This window comes from Streptomyces sp. NPDC104106, assembly GCF_055584345.1.
In genome coordinates this window covers 335,753-356,483 of the sequence record NZ_JBVJMF010000009.1, presented here as the reverse complement: position 1 = coordinate 356,483, position 20,731 = coordinate 335,753, and the positions used below count along the sequence as shown (strand labels likewise).

The window sequence follows — 20,731 nt, the reverse complement described above, 5'->3', positions numbered from 1 at the left end:
ACGGTCCCTTCCAGGATGGGGGAGTTCGACGTCCGTACCGCGTAACGAGCCGGAAAGCCGCTTCTGTTCACCATTCGCCCGACTGCAGTAATAGCCGCAACAGCCCTCATAGCCGTAAGGGCTCTCATAGCTGTCATAGCTGTTCGGCTGAGAGCTGTCGGCGCTCAGCGGCGCACGCTGATGGCCGGAAGGACGATGTGGGCGGCGGCGTTGAGGGTCTCGTCGGCGCCGGCGAAGGCGGCGAGGTCGGCTGCCTCGACGGTCTTGCCGGGCTCGCCCTCGGGCCAGGCGCGGGTGGTGAACACGAGGTAGGCGTAACCACGCTCCTCGACGGCGGCGAGCCACTCCGGCGGCACGTCGGCCTGGGCGACCAGCTGCGGCATCCGTACGACGGCCTGGCCGGCCTCGACCAGCAGGCTGACGGGCAGGCTGGGCCGGCCGTTGCCGTCGATCAGGTCGCCGCCGACCGGCAGCTCATTGCTGGTCAGCAGGTGCTCGACCGCGGCCGCGGTGGTCTCCGGGCCGCCCTCGGCGTCCCCGAGGGAGTACGCCAGCAGATAGGGCATGTCGGCGCCGTCGGGTGCCTCGCCGCTCCAGGCGAGCAGGACGAGCGTGCCGAGGTCGGCGGGGCGGATGTCGCTTGAGGTAGGGGTCATCGCGCGACTTTATCGACGCGTCCGCGCGCCGCCGGGCGGCTTCTCACCCTTCCGGAGCAGTGCCCGGTGGGGCTCCACACGATCGAGGGAAGGGGGCGGAAAAGGCCGAGGGCCGGTGCCGCGGGTGCGGTATCGGCCCTTGTTCTCCGCGTGCCACGCTCTCGGCGCGGGCTGTGGGACGGCGGGGTGTCAGTGCTGCAGGGGCAGGCCGCCGAGCAGCGGGGTGTGCTGGTTCGCCGCGCCGGCCACGCCCTTGACCGTGTGGAGCACGGAGTCCTTGTTCTCGGTGTTGAGCGCGTTCGACTGGTGCTGGAGCGGCATCGCGTCGTGGAGGGTGAGCGGACTCTTGGTGAGCTGGTTGACGGCGCCGTTGAGGCTGGTGGGCGTCACGTCGGTGGTGTTGTAGGCGAACGCGGGCGCGGCGACGCCGGCGAGGGCCACGGAACCGGCAACGACAGCGGCAGCCTTCAGGGACTTCATCGTGTTCCTTTCTTCGGCAACTCACGTCGCCCCAGGGAGTTCTGACGCCGTGCCTAACGAGGCCCGAGCGGGCCGGAAACCCCACGCCGAGAAGACATATGAGATCCCCGAGAACCGATACATCAGGAGATTCCCGAAGAGCCGGGAACGGGAGGGGATCAGCTGGTCGCGGGCAGGCTCGGCAGTGCCGGTGCGGACGGCAGCGAGGGCAGGGAGGTCAGGCTCGGGGCGGGCAGGCCACTGCCGAGGAGGGTGGTCGTCACCAGGTTGACCAGGCCGGACACCACACCCTCGGCGGCCGACGTCACCGAGGACAGGTCGGAGGTAACCGCCTTCACCAGTTTGTCGACGGCGTTCTGCAGGGCGGTCAGCGCCTCGTCGGTGAGGTCGCGGGCCGAGGGCGGCGTGCCGTCGCCGCCGTGCTTCATGGCGGCCGGGACGGCCGGGGCCAACGGCAGCGACTGCGTCGCAGGGGCGGCAGCGGCGGTAGGTGCCGTAGCCGTGGGAGTCGCCGTGGGAGTCGCCGGCAGGCTCGGGACGGCCGGAGTGGTCGGGAGGGTCGGCGCGGTCGGTTTCGCGGAAACCGTCGGGGTCGTGTGAGTCGTGGGAACGGCCGGCTTGACCGCCGTCGCCGGCTTGGCCGCCGTGCTCGGCGCCGTGGGCGCGGCCGGCACCGTGGGCGCACCCGAAGCCGTCGGGAGCGCCGACGAGGAGCTCGTCAGCGGGGCCGGGGCGGTCTTCGCGGCCTCGGCGATGGCCTGCCGGGCCGCCTCGCCGAGCTTCCTGGCCTTCTCGGCGTTCAGCCTGCCCTCGCTCAGCGACGCCTTGAGCAGGTCGACGACCGGCCGGATGACGGAGCCGGTGTTGTCCAGCGCTCTGACCTGTTCGAGCAGCTTCTCCGCGCTCGGTGCGGGAGACCGGGAGATGCTGTGGGCGCCGTCCCCGGCCGAGTCGGCGGCGACGGCCGCCGGGCCGGCGACACCGATCAGGACGGCGGCACAGAGGGTGGTCGACGCAAGGCGTCGTGCGGGCAGACCACGCATGGCGGTGCGTTCCTTTCGGGCAGCATCGGGGAACGTCGGCGACCATCGGGACCCGCCGCCCACCGTCCGTGGACACCGGGTCCCGCCGCCTCCGTCCGTGGACATCGGGACCTGACGCCCACCGTCCGTTCACTGATCACCCACCGCAACCGCTCGCGGTCCGTTCGTGATCCATGCGCGGGACCCGGCGCTGTGTCGGCGCGCCCCGGCGATGGGGTGGTGCCGCCGAAGGAGTGGTGTATCCCCAGCCCTCCCTTCACACTTCCGACACAGTTGTCCTTTTTCTCCGGATTAATACGCATAGCCACTAGAGTTACGGATCTCTCCAGCACATGCGAAAGGGCACCGCCGGTCATGCGCAAGTTCCTGGGTCCCCACGCGGCGCGGCACGCGGTCGGCGAGGACCTCACCGGCCCGGGCGACCGGCTCACACTCCCCATGGGGCTCCGGCGTACGCCCGTCGCACTCGGCGGCTCGGCCCGTCCGGCGGGCGGCGTAGCGGCCCTTGCGGCCGGCCGCCCGGGTGCCGCACCCGCTCGGCGGAGACCCGGCTGCGCCAAGGCGCCCGGCCGCCCTCGCGCCCTGTGCGATCCCGGCCCGGCTCCGCTCGACGGCGGTGACCCGCCGGGCTTCCGCCTCCTTTCCCGGCCGGACGCGCGCGCCGCCGTGGACGCACAGGTGTGAGGCGCGTTCCCTGCCGCTGTCCCGAGCGCCCCCTGCGAGCGAGCACGCCCCCTGTGAGCGAGGTACCCCGCCCATGCACCAGTCAGCACCCGCCCCCCGGACCCGGGTACTGCACCTCGCGCAGCCCGTCGACGGCGGTGTCGCCCGGGTCGTCCTGGACCTGGCGCGCGCCCAGCTCACCGCGGGCCTTGAGGTCACGGTGGCCTGTCCCGGCGGCGAACTCGCTGACTCGGCCCGCCGGTTGGGCGCCGACGTGCGTCACTGGCAGGCGGTCCGCCCCCCCGGGCCGGGCCTGCCGGGCGAGGTACGGCGGCTCGTACGGCTGGTCGACGAGGTACGGCCCGAACTGGTGCACGCGCACAGCGCCAAGGCGGGCCTGGCCGGCCGGCTGGCCGTGCGCGGCCGGATCCCGACCGTGTTCCAGCCGCACGCCTGGTCCTTCGAGGCGGTCGGGGGCGCCGCCGCGGCACTCGCGCTGCGCTGGGAGCGCCGGGCGGCGCGCTGGGCCGACCGGATCGTGTGCGTCAGCGCGGCCGAACGCGAGACAGGGCTGCGCGCCGGTGTCCGCGCGGCCTGCACGGTCGTCCCGAACGGCATCGACACCGAGCGCTTCTCACCGGGGCCCCGCGCCGCACTCCCGCCCGGTCCAGGCCCCGCGGCCCCCGTCGTCGTCTGCGTCGGCCGCCTGTGCCGGCAGAAGGGCCAGGACCTGCTGCTGCGCGCCTGGGACGCCGTACGGGCGGCGCTGCCGCGGGCGCGGCTCGTCCTCGTCGGTGACGGCCCCGACCACGAGGCGTTACGGCGGCTCGCCCATGCTTCCGTGCGGTTCGCCGGGGCGGTGGCGGACCCCGTGCCCTGGTACCGGACCGCCGACCTGGTCGTGCTCCCCTCCCGCTGGGAGGGCATGGCGCTCGCCCCGCTGGAGGCGATGGGCTGCGGCCGGCCGGTCGTGCTCACCGACGTCGACGGCGCCCGCGAGAGCCTGCCGCCCGCCCTCGCCGCCCGCTGTCTGGTCCCGCCGGAGGATCCCGCGGCACTGGCCGGGGCGATCACCGCCCTGCTGTCCGACCCGCCGCTGGGCGCCGCGCTCGGCGACCAGGGGCGGCGGCATGTCCTGGCCACGCACGACGTACGGCACACCGCCGAGCGGATCGCGGCCGTCTACGGCGAACTCCTCGACCGCGAAGTTCTGGACAGGGCAGCACGCCCGCGCGTGCCCTCCGAGTGCAGGGAGTCCATCCAACCGTGACCGCGGAAAGAACCGTTCCCTCCCCCGGGGCACAGCCCTGGGGCCCCGGATTCCCGGCCGTCTCGGTCCTGCCGGCCCGCGCGGCCGGCGGCTTCCGGTTCCCGCTGCGGCGCCCGCCCGCCCGGCCCGCCTCGCCACTCCCCCTGCTCGCCGCCGACCTGCTCGCGGCGCTGGCGGGCGCACTCGCGCCGGCCGAGACCGCGTGCCGCCCGCTGCTGGTCGCCGCGCTGGTCTGCGGCGCCCTGCTGCTGCGCCCGAACACGCCCCGTCTCGTACCCGCCGTACTGGACGAACTGCCCGCGGTCTGCGGGCGGATCGCGGTGACCTGGCTGGGCCTCGCCACGCTGCTCGCCGCGTACGCACCCGAGCGCGCCCTGTCCGCACGCGGCCTGCTGCTCGGCGTGGCCCTGCACACGGCGGCGGCGTGCGCGGGCCGGGGGGCGGTGCACTGGCGGCGCCGGGGCTCGCTGCTGCGCCACCCGCGCGCCGCCCTGGTGATCGGCCCCGCCACGACCGCGCAACGGGTGGCCGCCGCGCTGCTGCGGCACCCGCGCTGCGGCGTACGGCCCGTCGGCGTCGTCGCCGAACGCCCCGCCGGCCAGGGCGGACCCGGCGAGTACGGCGGACAGGGCGAGTACGGCGGACACCGTGCGCACGGCGGGAACGGCGACTTCGGCGGGCATGGCGAGTCCGGCGGAGCCGGTGGGATCGGTGGCGGCCTGCCGGTACTCACCCGGGGTGAGGAGGTGGAACGGGCCCTGATCCAGAACGCGGTGCGGACCGTGCTCACCGTCGACCCCGCCGTGCGCACCGGGAAGGGGCCGCTGCTGCGGGCGCTCGCCGAGTCGGGCTGCACCGTGTGGGAGCTGGACGCGGACTCGCCGTCGTACGAGATGCGCGACCATCTCGCCGGGTTCGCGCTGCGCCGACTCGACCTCGGCTCACGACGGCGCGGCAGCGCCGGCAAGCGGCTGCTGGACGTGGTGGTCTCCGGAGCGCTGCTGGTGCTGGTCAGCCCGGTGCTGCTGGTGTGCGCGGTGGTGCTCCGGGCCACCGACGGGCCCGGCGTGGTCTTCCGGCAGGAACGGATCGGCAAGGACGGGCGCCCCTTCACACTGCTGAAGTTCCGCACCCACCGCCCGGCCGACGAGCACGAGGCGGCCACCCGGTGGAGCGTGGCGGGCGAGCACCGGATGAGCCCCTTCTGCCGGTTCCTGCGCCAGACCTCGCTCGACGAGCTGCTCCAGCTGTGGAACGTCCTGCGCGGCGACATGAGCCTGGTCGGCCCGCGCCCCGAACGGCCGTACTTCGTCACGCAGTTCAGCCAGGCCTACCCGGGCTACGCGGCCCGCCACCGGATGCGCACCGGCATCACCGGGCTCGCCCAGATCCACGGGCTGCGCGGTGACACCTCCATCGAGGACCGGGCCCGCTTCGACAACGCCTACATCGACAACTGGTCGCTGTGGCAGGACATCTGCGTGCTGCTGCGCACCGCGGCCGCGCTCGTGCGTTCGACGGGGAGCTGACCCGACCGATGGCCCCCGCCCCGCCCCTCGTCCGACCCGCGTGCACCGCCCCGGTACCGGCCGTGCGCGCCGTGCGGGCCGCTCGTGCCGTGCGGTCCTTCCTGCCCGTCCTGCCCTTGCCGGCCGTGGTCGCGCTGCTCGCGCTGCCGTCCGACCCCGGCGGCGTCGGCGGCGCGGGCCCCGCCGACGCGCTGTCCGCGTTGGTCGTGGCCTACTGCGCCGTGCGGCTGCTGCGCGCGCGGGGCCGCCCGCTGCCCCGCCGGGCGGCCCTCGTACTGGGCCTGCCGGTGGCCGGGGTCGCGCTCGCCGCGCTGCACGCGGTCTCGCCGGGCGCGGGCGTCGCCGGCCTCGGCCGGTACCTCCAGATCTTCGTCCTCGTCCCCGCCGCCGTGGTCCTGCTCGTCCGTGACCGGCGCGATGTCCGGCTGCTGGCCTGGTCGTTCGTGGGGCTCGCGGTGTGGCAGGGCGCGGTCGGCGTGCACCAGTACGTCACCGGCACCGGCGCGTCCTACCAGGGCGAGGACATCCGCGCGGTCGGCACGTTCGGGCCGTCGGACGTGATGGGCATGGCGACGGTGGTGTCCTTCGGGCTGGTCTGCGCGAGCGCGCTGGCGCTGGGCCGGGGCCCGGTGCGCGTCCGCGTGACGGCCGTGGCCTGCGCCCTGGCGCTGCTGCTGCCACTGGCGGTCTCCTTCAGCCGGGGCGCCTGGATCGCCACCGCCGTCACGCTCACCGCACAGCTGCTCCTGGCCGGAGTGCGCCGGGCACTGAAGGCGGGGGCGGCGGCCGTGGCCGCGTGCGTGGTGCTGGTGGGCGGGTTCGGGGCGGGTACGGCGATGCTCCAGGAGCGGATCGACAGCATCACGCAGGTCACGGACGCGCCCGACCAGTCGGTCACCGACCGGTACACGATGTGGGCGGCGGCGCTCGGCATGTGGCGCGAGCACCCGCTGACCGGTGTGGGCCTGAAGGGCTTTCCCGAGTACCGGGACGGCCACTCCTCCCTCGCGCTGTCCTCCGGCAGCGACGTCGGGGGCGCGGGCGCCGCGTTCCGCCGCCAGCCGCTGCTGTCCCCGCACAACATGTACCTGCTGGTCCTCGGCGAGCAGGGGCTGATCGGCCTGCTGTGCCTCGCGGGCGGCTGGCTGGCCCTGCTGGTGTGCGCCCTGCGCGGCCTGTGGCGGGCCCGGGTGCCCGGCGGACGGGGCCTGGACTGCGCCCTGGCCGCCTGCGGCCTGCTGCTCTGGCAACTGGTCGACTTCGTCTACGCCGACATCGGCGGCCCCTCCACCGTGCTGACGGCGGTCTGCTTCGGCCTGGTCGCCTGGTGGGCCCTGGTCGGCTCCGACGACGCCGGCGGCGACCCCGGCGTGCCGGGTGACCGCGGCGCGTCGGCGCAGCGGGGAGCGGCGACGGGACAGGCGGCGGTGCGATGACGGCGAGAGCGCGGGTGCCCCGCGGGCTGCGGTGCCGGGTGCGGGCGGGGGTGTGGCCGCCGGTGCGGGGCCCGGTGGGGGTACGGCGTCGCGGGTGGGAGCGGATCGGATGACGGGCCCGAGGACAGACGGCGTGCCGGGACCGGAGACCGGCGCGGTCGCGCTGCCGCCGGCCCGGGCGGGCGCACCCGAGACGTGCCCGCCCGCGGCCACCGTCCCGTCCACCCCGCCGGCCCCCTCCTCCGCCTCTGAACCGTGCCGGGGGCCCGGCGCCGGTCAGCTCCCGCCCACCCGCCGCTTTCTGGCCCGGGCCGCGCTCGTCACCGCCTCCCTCTCCGTCGCGGCGGCGCTGCTCGGGCTGGTGCGGGACCAGGCGCTGGCGCGGTTGTTCGGGGCCGGGCGGGACACCGACGCGTTCCTGGTGGCCTGGACGGTGCCGGAGTTCGCGGCCACGCTGCTCATCGAGGACGGGCTGGCCTTCGCGCTGATCCCCGCGTTCAGCAGGGCGCTGGCCCGGCGGGGCCGGAGAGCTCCCGGAGACCCGGTGCGGTCGCTGGTCGCCGGGACGCTGCCCCGGCTGGCGCTGGCGTTCTCGGCGGTGGGCGGGCTGCTCGCACTCGCCGCTCCACAGTTCGTGGCCGCACTCGCGCCGGGCCTGCCCGATCCGGGGCTCGCCGTCGACTGCACCCGGCTCACCGCGACCTGCGTGCTCAGCTTCGGCCTCGCCGGATACGCCAGCGCGGCCCTGCGCGCCCACCGCCGCTTCCTCGCCCCGGCCGCGATCTACATCGCCTACAACCTCGGCATCGTCACGGCGGTGTACGCGCTCGGCGGCCACTGGGGCGTGCGCTCCGCGGCGTTCGGGGTCGCGGCGGGCGGTCTGCTGATGGTGCTGCTTCAACTCCCCTCACTGACACGTGAGTTGCGGCGCGGCGATACGGCGGATCCCGCGCCGGGCCCGGTGTCCGTACACGGCCCCGAACCCGAAACCCGACCCGGACACGGACCCGAAACCCGACCCGGACACGGACCCGAAGCCGACGCCCTGCGCGTGCCCCTGATGGCGACCGTCCTGCTCTTCGCGCTGTGCCGCCAGTCGCAGGTGCTGATCGAGCGGTTCCTCGCCTCCAGCCTGCCCGCCGGGGCGATCTCGCACCTCAACTACGCGCAGAAGGTCGCGCAGATCCCGATGTCACTGTCGCTGATGCTGTGCACGGTCACCTTCCCGGTGGTCGCGCGGGCGCTGGCGGAGGGCGACACCGGGCGGGCCCGGGACCGGGTGGAGCGGGATCTGGCGCTGGCCGCGACCCTGGTGCTGCTCGGCACGGCAGCCGTCGTGGCCACGGCCCCGCAACTGATCCACCTCCTCTTCCAGCGCGGCGCGTTCACCGCCCGGGACACCGCCGCGACCGCCGGCGTGATGCGGGCCTACGCGCTCGGACTGCTCGGCCAGACACTCACCGGTGTCCTGGTCCGCTCCTACTTCTCGGCGGGCCGCGCCACCTGGTACCCGGTCGGCGCGATGGCCGCCGGGATCGCCGTGACGTCCTGGATCGGCGCCGCGTCGGTCGGCCGCTGGGGCGTCACCGGGATCGCCGCCGCCAACGCCGCCGGCATCACCGTCACCGCCGTACTGCTGCTCGCCGGGATGCGGGCCCGCAGCGTGCCGATCCGCACACCGCTCGTGCTGCGAGAGGTGAGCCGGCCACTGGTGGCGGCGGCGGTCGCGGCCCTCGCCGGGGCCCTCGCCGCCCGGCTGCCCGCGTCGCCGCTCGCCGGGCTCCTCGTCGGCGGCGCCACCGTGACCGTCGTGTTCGTCCTGCTCGGCCGGGCCCTGGGCGACCGGGCCTGCGCCGCAGCCGTCCGCACCGTACACACCCAGACCCGAAGGCTCGCCCATGCTCCCCTGCGCTGAGACCGCCGCCACCTCGGTCCGGCACTCCAGACCCGGCCCGGTGCCCTGGATCGCCATGTACCACTCCGTCGGCGACTGCTCCGACGACCCGTACCGCGTCACGGTCACCCCCGGCCGGCTGGAGCGGCAGCTGCGCTGGCTGCGTCGGCGGGGGCTGCGGGGCGTGTCCGTGGCCGAGCTGCTCGCCGCCCGCGCGCGGGGCGAGGGGCGGGGCCTGGTCGGCCTCACCTTCGACGACGGATACGCCGACTTCGTCGTCAACGCCCTTCCGGTCCTTCGCCGTTGGGGATGCACGGCCACCCTGTTCGTGCTGCCCGGCCGGCTCGGCGGTGTCAACGCCTGGGACCCGCTCGGCCCGCGCAAGCCGCTGCTGACCGCGACCGGGATCCGGCGGGCCGCCGCCGCCGGCGTGGAGATCGGCTCGCACGGCCTCACCCACGTGGACCTCACCCGCGCCGACGACGCGCGGCTGCGGGACGAGACCGCCGAAAGCAGGGCGGCGCTGGAGGAGTTGACCGGGAGCGAGGTCAGCGGTTTCTGCTACCCGTACGGCACGGTCGACCGGCGCGCCGTGGAAGCCGTGCGCACGGCCGGGTACGGCTACGCCTGCGCCATCGACCCCGGCCCGCTCAGCGGCCCGCACGTCCTGCCGCGCGTGCACGTCGGGCAGAACGACAGCGCCGTACGGCTGTTCCTGAAGTACCGGCTGCACCGGCTGCGCCGCCGCCCCGTCGAGGGGCTGCGATGAGGGTGCTGCACGTCATCACGGGCCTCGGCGTCGGCGGAGCCGAGCAGCAACTGCGCCTGCTGCTGCGGCACTTGCCGGTCGCCTGCGACGTGGTGACGCTGACCAACCCCGGTCCGGTGGCCGCCGCTCTGGCGGCCGACGGGGTGCGGGTGACCCACCTCGGCATGGCCGGCAACCGCGACCTGACCGCCCTGCCCCGGCTCGCCCGGATCATCCGGCGGGGCCGCTACGACCTCGTGCACACCCATCTGTACCGGGCCTGTCTGTACGGCCGGATCGCCGCCCGGCTGGCCGGGGTCCGCGCGGTCGTCGCCACGGAGCACTCCCTGGGCGAGACGCAGACGGAGGGCAGACCGCTCACGGCGGGGGTGCGCGGGCTGTACCTGCTGGGCGAGCGGCTCGGCCGGACCACCGTCGCCGTCTCCCCCACGGTCGCCGCGCGCCTCACCCGCTGGGGCGTTCCCGCACCGCGCGTCACGGTCGTGCCCAACGGCATCGACCTGGCGCGGTTCGCCCACGACCCCGCGGCCCGGCGGCACACCCGCGACCGACTCGGCCTGGCCCCCGACGCGTTCGTCATCGGCGCCGTCGGCCGTCTCGCCCCCGGCAAACGCTTCGACGTCCTGATCCAGGCCCTCGGTCAACTGCCGTCCGACTGCCGTCTGTTGCTGATCGGCGCCGGTCCGGAGGAATCCGCGCTGCGGCGGGCCGCGCGGGCGGCGGGAGTGGCCGATCGGGTGCTGTTCGCGGGCGAGCGGCCGTACGCCACCGGCGACTCGCCCGTCCCGCACCCGCACCCGCTCGCATCGTCACAGCCACGCCTCCCCGCGCAGTCCGGCCCGGACCTGCCCGCGCTGGCCTCGGCGATGGACGTGCTCGCCGCGCCGTCGCCGGAGGAGGCGTTCGGGCTGGCGGTCGTGGAGGCGCTGGCGGCCGGGCTGCCGGTGCGCTACACCTCCTGCCCGGCCCTGGACGACCTGCCGCCCGAGGCCGCTCCGGGCGCGCTGCGCCTCCCGTGCGACGCCGGTGCCTACGCCCGCGCCCTGGCCGCCGTCCGGGCCGCCGGACCGGCTCCGCGCACGGTGCCCGAGGCCGCCCGCCACTACTGCGTCACCCGCGCCGCCGCCCGGCTCATGGACGTCTACGCCGCGGCGCTCGCACCCCCGCACGTCCCCGCCCCCGCCTTCGCCCCCACGACCGTTCCCATCCCCGTCACCGCCCCCGTCACCGTCCCCGTCGAGCAGGGAGCAGAGCCCTCATGACCGACCACCACCGCCTCGCCCGTCTCGGCCGCCTCCGCGCGCTCCCGCCCTGGTCGCTGGTGGCGGCCGGGGTCCTCACGGGCGGGCTGCTCGGCGGCGCGTACGGCGAGCTGAAGACCCCGCAGTACACGGCGACCAGCTATGTCATCGCCGTGCCCACCGACCGGTCCGACACCGCCTCCGCCCTCGGCTTCGCGCAGGCCTACGGCCGGGTCGCCACCCAGCTCGCGGTGCTCGCCGACGCCCAGATGTGGGCCGGGGTGCCGGTGCGCACCCTGCGCGACGGCGTGCGCGCCGCTACCTCGCCGGACGCCCCGATGGTGTCGATCTCCGCCACCTCCGCCCGCCCGGCCGAGTCCGCCGACATGGCCAACGCGGTGGCCCGCGCGCTCATGCAGCACGCCGACCACGCCAAGGCCGAGACACACGTCGACCTCCTGCAGTTCTCCCGTGCCGTCAAGCCGTCCGCGCCCGCCTCCGCCTCCGCCGAGGTCACCGGGCTGGTCGGGGCGAGCGCGGGCGGGCTGCTCGGCGCGCTGGCGCTGCTCGTACGGCCGCGGCGCCGGCCGGAGGAGGACACCGCGCGCCCGGCCCCGGTGCCCGGACCGGCCGTCGCCGCCGACGCGCACGGCGCCCGGTGACGGCCACGGAAAGTGGGCGCGCCACACCCGCCACGGCGGCCCCCGCCCCCGCTGCCATCCCCCGTCCGGTCACCGAAGTCGTCACCGACGAGGCCGGCTTCGCCGCTCTGGCGCCGGCGTGGGGGCGGCTGTACGAGCGGTGCGCCGCGGCGACCCCGTTCCAGAGCCACGCCTGGCTGCACTCGTGGTGGCTGGCGTACGGCCGCCCGGGCCGGCTGCGGCTGCTGGTGGTGCGCGCGGGCGACGACCTGCTGGCCGCCGCGCCGCTGATGCTCGTTCACCGGCCGCTGCCCGCGCTGGTGCCGCTCGGCGGCGCGATCTCCGACTACGCGGACGTCCTGCTCGACGACGCCGACGACGGTCGCGCGGCGCTCGCGCTCACCACGTCCCTGGCGGACGCCGCCCGCACGGCGCTGATCGACTTCCGCGAGGTGCGCCCCGGCGCGGCGGTCGAGCGGATCTACGGCCGCTGGCCCGGCCCGCACCGCGCCGTGCGGGACTCCCTCTGCCTGGAGCTGCCCGCCGTCCCCATGGCCGAACTGGTGGCCCGGCTGCCGTCGAACAAGGCCCAGCAGCGGGTCCGGGCGAAGCTGCGCAAGCTGGACGCGCTGGGCGTGCGGCGGCGGGCGGTCGGCCCGGAGGAGGTGGACACGGCGCTCGGCCGGCTGCTGGAGCTGCACCGGCTGCAGTGGCAGGGCCGCAGGGTGACGACCGAGCACCTGCGGCCCCGCTTCCACACCCATCTGGTGCGCGCGGTCGGCCCGATGGTCCGCCAGGGCGGCGCGGTGGTCACCGAGTTCCGGATCGACGGCGACGTCGTGGCCGTCGACCTGACCCTGCTCTCGCGCAGCCTCGCCGGCGGATATCTCTACGGCGCCCATCCGGACGTGCGCGCCCGCAAGGCGGACGTGGCCGTGATGCTGCTGGACGCGTGCGCGGAGCAGGTGACCGGGCGCGGCGCGCTGAGCCTGCTGCGCGGCGACGAGCCGTACAAACGCCACTGGCGCCCCGAACCGGTCGCCAACCGGCGTCTGCTGATGGCCCGTCACCGCACGGCCCCGCTGCTGACCGCCGCCCTGTGCGACGCGACGGCCCGGCAGCGGGGCAGGGAGGTGCTGCGCGGATGGCGGGAGCGCGGGCAGGACTAACGGGTCCGCGACCACCAGTCGAAGCGGATGCAGAGCTTCCCGCCGAGCCAGTACTCGACCCAGTCGCCGAGGTCGAGCGGCGAGCAGCCGGCCGGCGGCTCGGTGGACGGGCTCGGCTTCGGCACCGGGACGGGTGTCGGGGTCGGCGTGGGGGTGGGAGTCGGCGTGGGTGTGTCGGGGAGGCCGTACAGGGCGGTGTGGTAGATCCGCGAGGACCTGGGGTTGGCCGCGCACTGCCACACGCCGTGCGGGCAGTAGTCGGTCAGCGTGTTGTAGACCGGCTTGTGCTCGGCGAACCAGGCGAGCATGCGTTTCATGTATTCGGCGTTGTCACCGTTGCGGAAGAGTCCCCATTCCGGGTAGGAAATAGGTTTGCCGTGGGATTTCGCGAAATCCACATGCTGTTGCAGGCCGTAGGGTTCTTTCACCTGTTCATCGAAGGACATCCCTGTCGGCTGATCGTAGGAATCCATACCGATGATGTCGACCGTACGGTCCCCCGGATAGCACTGGGTCCAGGGCACCGCGTCCCGGCCACGGCTCGGCGTGAAATCGAACCGGAACTTCTGCCCCGGCACGGCACGCATGGTGGTGACGATCCTGTTCCAGTACGTCTTCCAGCTCTTCGGGTCCGGTCCGCAGCGATGGGTGTACGTGGTGCCGTTCATCTCCCAGCCGAGCACGATCACCGTGTCCGGCACCTTCAGCTGCACCAGCCGCTCGGCCAGCGCCCTGAAGTGCCCGTCGAACGCGCCGGCCGTGCCCTTCCGCAGCAGCCACCGCACCTGGGCGTCGGAGAGGTGATCCTCGTTGTGCTGCTGCATGGGCACGTTGAGGACGAGCGTGCGGTCGGCCTTGCCGCGCCGCCAGCGCGCCCACACGTCCAGGAAACCGGGCGGACCCTCGATGTCCCGCCAGCGGTCGCCGGGGAGATAGGTGTGGGCGACCTTCAGCTCCGTCCCGCCCAGCCAGTGGCTCAGCTCGGCCATCCGTGCGATCCCGCGCGGCCCCGAGTCGAGGAACGCCCCGAAGGGCGGCACGCCGGGCACCTTGGCGGACGCGGATGCGGATGCGGACACCGATACCGATACCGCCGGCGCCGGAGTCACCGGGGTCGCAGTCACCGGGGTCGCAGTCACCGGTGCCGGGGTCACCGGTGCCGGGGTCACCGCGGTCGACACCGTGCCCGGCACGGCGGGCGGGGTCGGGGTCGGGACCGGTGCCGGGGTCGTCGGGGCCGGCGTGGCCGGTACCGGGCCCGCAGCGTGTCCGGTGCCGACCGCCATGACGGCCGACACGACGGCCGCCACCAGGGCCACGGCCGGCCGCCGGTTCCGGGTCCCGCTCTGTTCCGCGTCCATGCCCGCTCCTTTCTCCACTCGCCTGTTCCACCCGCCCGCGCTCCGGTTCGGGACTTCCGGTCTCCGCGTCCCGCATTCCGCGCTCCGCATTCCCCGTCACTGACACCCAGTCATATCAATATGAGTTCCGCCAGTGCGGTTACGGCTTTCAGGTTGCCCGAACCCCCGCACGGGCGAACGAGGAGAGGGAAGAACACCCGTGTCACTGCTGGACATCCGGGTTCCCGCGGTCCTGCTGCGGATCGACCGGAATCCCTTCCACCACGGCACTCTGGGCGCCGTGCGCTCGCTCGGCAGGGCCGGAGTGGAAGTGCATGTCGTCGCCGACTCCACCCGAAGCCCCGTAGGCACGTCGCGTTTCGTGCGCCGCCTGCATCCCCCACCGCGCCCCGGCGCCTCCCCCGCCGACATCGCCGCCACCCTGCTCCGGGTCTCGGCCCACCTGGCGCGTCCGGCGGTGCTGATCCCGCTGGACGACGCGAGCGCCATCGCGGCCGGCCGGCTGCGCGAGGAGCTGGCGCCCGCCTATCTGCTGCCGCAGCAGCCCGGCGCGCTGCCCGAACGCGTCGCCGACAAGGCCGAGCTGGCCGAACTGTGCGCCGCCGCGGACGTCCCGCACCCGGTGACCCTGGTCCCGGACAGCGCCGAGGACGCGGCGGCGGCCGCGTGGCGGCTGGGGCTGCCGCTGGTGGCCAAGTGGAGCCGGCCCTGGCTGGTGCCGGCCGGCAGCGGGCTGCGCTCGACCGTACTGGTGCGCTCGGCGCGCGAGGCCCGGGAGCTGTTCCTGCGCAGCGCCGAGGCGGGCAGCACGCTGCTGCTCCAGACGTTCCTGCCGCCGGGCCCGGACCGCGACTGGTTCTGCCACGGGTACGCCGACCGCACCGGCGCCGTCCGGGCGGGCGGCCCCGGCCGCAAGCAGCTCGCCTGGCCGCGCGGCGCGGGTCTGACCGCGGTCGGCCAGTGGACGCCCAACCCGCAGATCACGGCGCTGGCCGAGCGGCTCACCCTCGAACTGGGCTACCGGGGAATCTTCGACCTGGACTTCCGCCGCTGCGGCAGCACCGGCCGCTACCACCTGCTGGACTTCAACCCGCGCCCCGGCGCCCAGTTCCGGCTGTTCACCGACAGCGCCGGCCTGGACGTCGTACGCGCGCTGCACCTGGATCTGACCCACCGTCCGCTGCCGGCGGGCAGGCCGCTCGCCGGGCGGCGGTTCGTGGTGGAGAACTACGCCCCGCTGACCGGGCTGCGGCCCGCGCCGGCGGGCCGGGAGCTGGCCTGGCACGCGGCGGACGACCCGGCGCCGGGCCGGGCGATGTGGGCGCTGTGGAGCCGCCACGCCGCCGGCCGCCTCGCGAGCCCGGTCACCAGCCGCCTGCGCCACCTCACCTCCCCCGCACCGACGACCGCACCAGCCACGGCACCGGCTGCGGCACGGGCGCCGGTCCCGGTCGCCGCACCGCGCTTGGTGCACCAGGCGAGCGCCTCCGGCCTCGCCGAGATCACCCACGTCACCGACGACTTCCGTGAGGACGAGAAAGCGAGCGGTTGCTGATGTACGACCTGTTGGTGGTGGGCGCCGGCCCGTACGGGCTGTCCATCGCGTCGCACGCCGCGGCGGCCGGGCTGAGCGTCCGCGTGCTCGGCCGGCCCATGGCGGCCTGGCGCGACCACATGCCCCGCGGCATGTTCCTCAAGTCGGAGCCCTGGGCCTCCAACCTCTCGGATCCCGAAGGCCGCCTGCGGCTCGACGTCTTCTGCGCCTTCCGGGGCATCGCGGCCCGGCACGCCGAGCCGCTCCCGCTGGACGTGTTCGCCGAGTACGGACTGTGGTTCGCGCGCAACGCCGTTCCTCCGGTCGACGAGCGGACCGTGACCCGGCTGTCGCCGTGCGCGGGCGGCTTCGAGGCCGTCACCGAGGACGGTGAGACGCTCACCGCGCGGACCGTCGCGCTGGCCGTGGGCGTGCTGCCGTTCACCGAGATCCCGGGGCCCCTGCGGCACCTGCCCCCGGCGCTGGTCTCGCACAGCAGCCACCACGCCGCCCTCGACCGCTTCCGCGGCCGGGACGTCACCGTCGTCGGCGGTGGCCAGGCCGCCCTGGAGACCGCCGCGCTCCTCGCCGAACAGGGCACCCGGGTACGGGTGCTGGCCCGTGCGGACCGGCTGCGCTGGAACGACGTACCGCCGCCCTGGGAGCGCCCCTGGTGGCGCTCGGCCCGCGCCCCGCACAGCGGCCTCGGGCCCGGCTGGCGCAACTGGTTCTACGCCGAGCGGCCCGGCCTGTACCGGCGGCTGCCGGAGCGGACGCGGACCCGGATCGCGGCGGACGCGCTCGGCCCGGCGGGCGCCTGGTGGGTGCGCGAGCGGGTGGAGCGCCGGGTGGAGGTGCTGCTCGGCCGGGAGATCGTGACGGCCCGTGAGGTGCCGGACGGGGTGCGCCTGCAGCTCGCGGGCCCCGGCGCCGAGGCCCGGTCCCTGCACACCGGGCATGTGATCGCGGCGACCGGATTCCGGGCCACCCGGGACCGGCTGCTGCTGCTCTCCCCCGAGCTGCGGTCGCTGCTGGCGACGGGCGCCGACGGGGCGCCGGAGGTGGGGCCGGAGTTCGAGTCGTCGTACCCCGGACTGTTCCTGGCCGGTCTGATCACGGCCGCGGGCTTCGGCCCGGCGATGCGCTTCGTGCACGGCGCGACGTTCACGGCGGGCACGCTGGTACGCGGGGTACGGCGCCGGTTGCGGGGCGCACCGCCGCAGGTGCCGTCGGCGGCGGCGACCGCGCTTGCCCTTCAGGCGCCGTTGCCGTGACGGACCGCCGGCCGGCCGCGGGTTCGCCCTGGCGCGGGCCGGGTGCCGGGCGGCCGGCTCCGGCACCCGGCGTGCCGCCGGCGGGAAGCGGGCCCGGCCGCGCCGGTACAGGAGCCGTGTGCGGAAGGGCCGGTGGCGTCGTGGCGCGGACTCGCCGCCGCCGTACCCGCAGGTATCCTGCCGGCCTGCGCGGACGCCTCGACGATCAACGACTTGCGGCTGCCGTGCCGCGCGGGCAATCGGGTGAATTCCCCCGGCATTTCACGCATCCGAGTTTCTTGCGGGCTCCATACCTCGTTCACAGTCTGCACGTCGTGGCACGTGTGAACGGGCGGCATATCCGAGCGACATACGCCCCTGCGACGACCGCGCGGAACAACACCCGACGGCCCGCTGCGGAGCATCCCCTTCTCTGGCTCCGGGGGCCGGCTTCCGAATGCTTCCGAGAGGAAAGACAAGAGAGTGCGACAGACCCTGAGCAAGGGATTGGTCGTGGCGGCCGCCACGACAAGCGCCCTGACTCTGTGCGGCTCATGGGCATTCGCGGACTCCGGTCCGCGGGTGGCAGGGGCCGACTCATTCGCTTCGATGTCCGGAAACACGGATCAGTGGGACATCCCGGGTGAGGCGAGCGTCATGCGGGCCACCGAGCACGCGGAAGGCGCGACGCAGATGGTGCGCGGGATGGGAGAGGAGTCCTCGGCCTCGGCTGACACCGCCGACGATTCCCCCGGCCGCGTCCCGTCCACCCACACGGCGAAGCCGAGTCCCCGGTTCTCCTCCGGAGGCTACGGCGACGACGAGCCGAGCCCCCAGCCCTCCTCCGGAAGCTACGGCGACGACGAGCCGAGCCCCCAGCCCTCCTCCGGAAGCTACGGCGAGGAAGAGCCCGCACCGAAGCCGCCCGCGCCACCGGAGCGCCACCAGACCCCGCCGGTTCATCACCCGGACCACCACACTCCGCCGCCGGCACCCAAGCCTCCCGAGCTGGCTCGCACCGGCGCGGAGGGGACCTTCGCAGCCCTGGCCGCCAGCGGGGGCCTGCTGGCCGCCGGAACCGTCCTGTACCGGCGGGGCCGCCGGGCCGCGTCACAGAAGTAGCCAACCGGGTGCCGGACGCCTCGCGTCCGGCACCCGCCGCTTCCCTTCCGTCGCCGTCCCCTTTTCGTCCCGGCGGACATCAGGTCACGTTCGTCTGTCGAGGGCGTCGAGCAGTTCCGCCGACTGCGCTGAGGCGACCTTGCGGACGAAGTACATCCGGGAGGCTTCGATGGACGGGAGATCGGCGAGTGTCCGGGTGCCCTTGAGCATTCGGTCCAGGTAGTGGAAGTTGGTGAAGTCGGAGGTGATGCGGCCGGCCCTCGGCCGGAGTACCGGATCCTCCACCTCGGCCCGCCAGCCGCTGTTCCACAGAAGCGTGTGGAAGAACATCTCGTCCGGTGCGAGCGTCGTGCGGAACAGGTTCTCCCAGCGGGGGTCCTCGGCCTTGCCCAGAAGGTCCGCGACACAGTCGGCGGTCAGCGCCGTCCACTGGCTCCCCGACACCGGCTCGACGTCACCGAACACCGAACGCCTGCGCCGGGGGGTCAACTCCGAGATCCCCCTCCGCAGCATGGCGCGGGCGAGGTAGGCCGGGCCCGGTCCGATGGGGAGAGCGTCGAAACACCACCGCTTGAGGACTCGGCCCTCGGCAGCCGCGCCGTCGAGCAGCGGTGCCGTCCGGCAGTGCTGGCGGAACGGGGCCGTAGCGAGATGGTCGGCGAACTCGGCCACCGGCCGGGCGGGATAGCACTGCCCGGACAGCAGGACGATGTGATCGGACGGTTGCGCGAACTCCAGCGCCGTGCGGTACAGGGCCAGCATCGCGCGGACGACCGAGAAACCTCCCCATCGGACAGCGACCCGGTCGCGGACGCACGTGGTGCGGGGCACTCCCGCGAAGTCGTCACCTCGCGACCGGGCGTCCACGTGGACGACCACGGGGTAAGGCGCCAGCCTCTCGACCAGCCGGGCGAACAGCTCGGGCTCGGTGTGGGCGAGCACGGCGAATACCGGCATCCTTCTCTCCTCCCGGGTCTCGCTGCGATCGCCAGCGCACCGTTCCCCACCCTTTGCCCGAACTATACGCATTCGATCTGTTCGTTGTGATTTGGCGACCCCTGCCGGCCCCGTGTCGCACGGGCTACCACAAAGCGGATCAATGTACGGAAAGACATGGTTTTATGAAGTTTGACTGATATAAGTAGTGGCCGATGAGCGACTGAGGCTACTAAGGAGAGCCATGGGGCGGTCCACCAACGCGATGTCCGGGCAGGCGTCCTTCTCCCCGCCCCGCAAGACCGTTCACCGCGAGGGCACGCGCGCGCGCTGGTACCGCCCGCTCTCCGTCTTCGTGGATCTGGCCGGCGCGGCGCTGCCGGTCGCGGCGGCGATCATCCACGTCCGGGAGCCGCACCCGCTGCGACTGGCGGCTGCCGCCGCCGTGTTGTGGCCGCTGATCGGGCTGGCGGGAAAACGCTACGCGTCCGGGGTCTGGACCGACGGGGTCGGACTGCGGGACGTCCTGAGGGACTGGCTGGTGCTGGTCGGCGCCCTGGCCACGCTCCGCGTGCTGTGCGGGCTGAACAGCGTCCCCGTCGAGGCCTTCACCGCACTCCTGCCCGCGCTGGTCCTCACCGCGACCTGTCAGGGGATGATCCGCCGTCATCTGCGGGCCGCCTGGCGGGACGCCCGCACACTGCGCCGCGTCCTCGTCGTCGGTGAGGGCCCTCTGGTCGACGCCGTGGTCGCGCAGCTCGCCCAGCGCACCGACCACGGATACGTCATCGTCGGCGCCTGTGCGGTGGGCGAGGACCCGGTCTCCTCGGGCGTCGCCGTGTGCGTACGGCTGGCCGGCGAAGCACCCCGGACACCGGAGACGGACGCGGCGGCCGTACTGGGCGCCGTGGACGAACTGGCCGCCGATCTGACCTTCGTGGCGGTGAGCCGCCCCATGTCCGGCGAGCGACTGCGCCGACTGTCCTGGGCGCTGCACGACCGGGGCTGCCCGCTCGTCGTGCTGCCCGGCGTCGTCGACGTCGCCCGACGTCGCCTCCGGGCCACCTCCGCCGCCGGGCTGACGATGCTGCACATCGTCGCGCCGCCCTCGCGCCACGACGTTCCGGCGCTGTTCAAGGCCGTCGTGGACCGAGTGGGTGCGCTGCTGCTGATCGTCCTCCTCTCCCCCCTGCTTCTCCTCGTGGGGCTGTCGGTGCGGCTCGGCTCACCCGGCCCCGCCCTCTACCGGCAGACCCGTGTGGGCCTGCACAACAGGCACTTCTCCATGTTGAAGTTCCGCACGATGGTGGTCGGTGCCGACCGGCTCAAGAGCCAGCTGTCAGAGGTGAACGAGAACGACGGGCACATGTTCAAGATGCGCCGTGACCCACGGGTCACGCCCGTCGGACGCTTCCTGCGCCGGTACTCGCTCGATGAGCTGCCCCAACTGCTCAACGTCCTGCTCGGCCACATGTCACTGGTCGGACCGCGCCCCCCGCTGCCCGAAGAGGTCGACAAGTACAACCTGGTGGAGAGGCGCCGGCTCACCGTCAAACCGGGTCTGACGGGGCTGTGGCAGGTGAGCGGACGGGCGAACCTCTCCTGGAACGAGACGGTCGCGCTCGATCTGCGCTACATCGACAACTGGTCCCTGGCAGGAGACGTCACCGTGATGGCCCGCACCGTGCGCGCGGTACTGAACGGCCAGGGCGCCTACTGATCACACCGCTTGCT

At 74.4% G+C, this 20,731-nt stretch carries 18 protein-coding genes; 13 read left to right on the top strand and 5 right to left on the bottom strand.

Annotated elements, in window-relative coordinates:
• Nucleotides 1–164 precede the first annotated feature (164 nt).
• From ACZ60X_RS23275 to ACZ60X_RS23265, 3 genes are all read right to left on the bottom strand, one after another.
• On the bottom strand, nucleotides 165–656 hold the full coding sequence (locus tag ACZ60X_RS23275; RefSeq protein WP_469601531.1) for a DUF5949 family protein: 492 nt from the start codon (nucleotides 654–656) through the stop codon (nucleotides 165–167).
• 189 nt (nucleotides 657–845) lie between these two features.
• Entirely contained in the window at nucleotides 846–1,136 is a 291-nt protein-coding gene (locus ACZ60X_RS23270; RefSeq protein ID WP_469601529.1) for a hypothetical protein, read from the bottom strand.
• A 158-nt stretch (nucleotides 1,137–1,294) separates the two neighbouring features.
• Nucleotides 1,295–2,179, bottom strand: coding sequence for a hypothetical protein (locus ACZ60X_RS23265; protein WP_469601526.1), 885 nt, complete (start codon nucleotides 2,177–2,179; stop codon nucleotides 1,295–1,297).
• A gap of 354 nt (nucleotides 2,180–2,533) precedes the next feature.
• Between ACZ60X_RS23265 and ACZ60X_RS23260 the strand changes: the two genes are divergently transcribed.
• From ACZ60X_RS23260 to ACZ60X_RS23220, 9 genes are all read left to right on the top strand, one after another.
• On the top strand, nucleotides 2,534–2,863 hold the full coding sequence (locus ACZ60X_RS23260; RefSeq protein WP_469601523.1) for a hypothetical protein: 330 nt from the start codon (nucleotides 2,534–2,536) through the stop codon (nucleotides 2,861–2,863).
• Nucleotides 2,864–2,936: 73 nt separating this feature from the next.
• A complete protein-coding gene (locus ACZ60X_RS23255) occupies nucleotides 2,937–4,112 on the top strand; it encodes a glycosyltransferase (RefSeq protein ID WP_469601521.1) in 1,176 nt (391 codons plus the stop codon).
• On the top strand, nucleotides 4,109–5,641 hold the full coding sequence (locus ACZ60X_RS23250; RefSeq protein WP_469601518.1) for a sugar transferase: 1,533 nt from the start codon (nucleotides 4,109–4,111) through the stop codon (nucleotides 5,639–5,641). The genes ACZ60X_RS23255 and ACZ60X_RS23250 overlap by 4 nt, the downstream gene beginning before the upstream one ends.
• An 8-nt stretch (nucleotides 5,642–5,649) precedes the next feature.
• Complete coding sequence (locus ACZ60X_RS23245; RefSeq protein ID WP_469601516.1) at nucleotides 5,650–7,077, top strand: O-antigen ligase family protein; 1,428 nt, start codon at nucleotides 5,650–5,652, stop codon at nucleotides 7,075–7,077.
• 109 nt (nucleotides 7,078–7,186) lie between these two features.
• Nucleotides 7,187–8,992, top strand: a complete 1,806-nt coding sequence (murJ, locus tag ACZ60X_RS23240) for a murein biosynthesis integral membrane protein MurJ (RefSeq protein ID WP_469601512.1) — start codon at nucleotides 7,187–7,189, stop codon at nucleotides 8,990–8,992.
• A gap of 55 nt (nucleotides 8,993–9,047) precedes the next feature.
• Nucleotides 9,048–9,740 (top strand): polysaccharide deacetylase family protein, encoded by a 693-nt coding sequence (locus tag ACZ60X_RS23235; RefSeq protein ID WP_469601613.1) that lies wholly within the window; start codon nucleotides 9,048–9,050, stop codon nucleotides 9,738–9,740.
• Nucleotides 9,737–11,002 (top strand): glycosyltransferase, encoded by a 1,266-nt coding sequence (locus ACZ60X_RS23230; RefSeq protein ID WP_469601509.1) that lies wholly within the window; start codon nucleotides 9,737–9,739, stop codon nucleotides 11,000–11,002. Before ACZ60X_RS23235 ends, ACZ60X_RS23230 begins: the two co-directional genes overlap by 4 nt.
• Nucleotides 10,999–11,643 (top strand): YveK family protein, encoded by a 645-nt coding sequence (locus tag ACZ60X_RS23225; RefSeq protein ID WP_469601507.1) that lies wholly within the window; start codon nucleotides 10,999–11,001, stop codon nucleotides 11,641–11,643. The genes ACZ60X_RS23230 and ACZ60X_RS23225 overlap by 4 nt, the downstream gene beginning before the upstream one ends.
• Nucleotides 11,644–11,699: 56 nt before the next feature.
• On the top strand, nucleotides 11,700–12,791 hold the full coding sequence (locus ACZ60X_RS23220; protein WP_469601611.1) for a GNAT family N-acetyltransferase: 1,092 nt from the start codon (nucleotides 11,700–11,702) through the stop codon (nucleotides 12,789–12,791).
• Here the strand turns inward: ACZ60X_RS23220 and ACZ60X_RS23215 are convergent.
• The gene (locus tag ACZ60X_RS23215) at nucleotides 12,788–14,152 is read right to left on the bottom strand and encodes a glycoside hydrolase family 26 protein (RefSeq protein WP_469601504.1); all 1,365 of its coding nucleotides are present in this window, start codon (nucleotides 14,150–14,152) and stop codon (nucleotides 12,788–12,790) included. The two genes, ACZ60X_RS23220 and ACZ60X_RS23215, sit on opposite strands and share 4 nt — an antisense overlap.
• A 199-nt stretch (nucleotides 14,153–14,351) precedes the next feature.
• On the opposite strand from ACZ60X_RS23215, the gene ACZ60X_RS23210 reads away from it, so the two are divergent.
• The 3 genes from ACZ60X_RS23210 to ACZ60X_RS23200 all read left to right on the top strand — a co-directional run bounded on the left by ACZ60X_RS23210 (nucleotide 14,352) and on the right by ACZ60X_RS23200 (nucleotide 18,061).
• Nucleotides 14,352–15,707 (top strand): carboxylate--amine ligase, encoded by a 1,356-nt coding sequence (locus tag ACZ60X_RS23210; protein WP_469601502.1) that lies wholly within the window; start codon nucleotides 14,352–14,354, stop codon nucleotides 15,705–15,707.
• The gene (locus ACZ60X_RS23205) at nucleotides 15,707–16,960 is read left to right on the top strand and encodes an FAD-dependent oxidoreductase (protein ID WP_469601499.1); all 1,254 of its coding nucleotides are present in this window, start codon (nucleotides 15,707–15,709) and stop codon (nucleotides 16,958–16,960) included. Before ACZ60X_RS23210 ends, ACZ60X_RS23205 begins: the two co-directional genes overlap by 1 nt.
• A gap of 588 nt (nucleotides 16,961–17,548) precedes the next feature.
• Nucleotides 17,549–18,061 carry a hypothetical protein gene (locus ACZ60X_RS23200; protein WP_469601496.1) on the top strand — a complete coding sequence of 171 codons (513 nt, stop codon included), beginning with the start codon at nucleotides 17,549–17,551 and terminating at the stop codon, nucleotides 18,059–18,061.
• 84 nt (nucleotides 18,062–18,145) lie between these two features.
• Here ACZ60X_RS23200 and ACZ60X_RS23195 read toward each other — a convergent pair whose 3' ends face one another.
• Entirely contained in the window at nucleotides 18,146–19,018 is an 873-nt protein-coding gene (locus ACZ60X_RS23195) for a beta-1,6-N-acetylglucosaminyltransferase (protein WP_469601494.1), read from the bottom strand.
• A 334-nt stretch (nucleotides 19,019–19,352) separates the two neighbouring features.
• Here ACZ60X_RS23195 and ACZ60X_RS23190 point away from each other — a divergent pair, with 334 nt between their 5' ends.
• The gene (locus ACZ60X_RS23190) at nucleotides 19,353–20,717 is read left to right on the top strand and encodes a sugar transferase (RefSeq protein WP_469601609.1); all 1,365 of its coding nucleotides are present in this window, start codon (nucleotides 19,353–19,355) and stop codon (nucleotides 20,715–20,717) included.
• The last annotated feature ends 14 nt before the right edge of the window (nucleotides 20,718–20,731 follow it).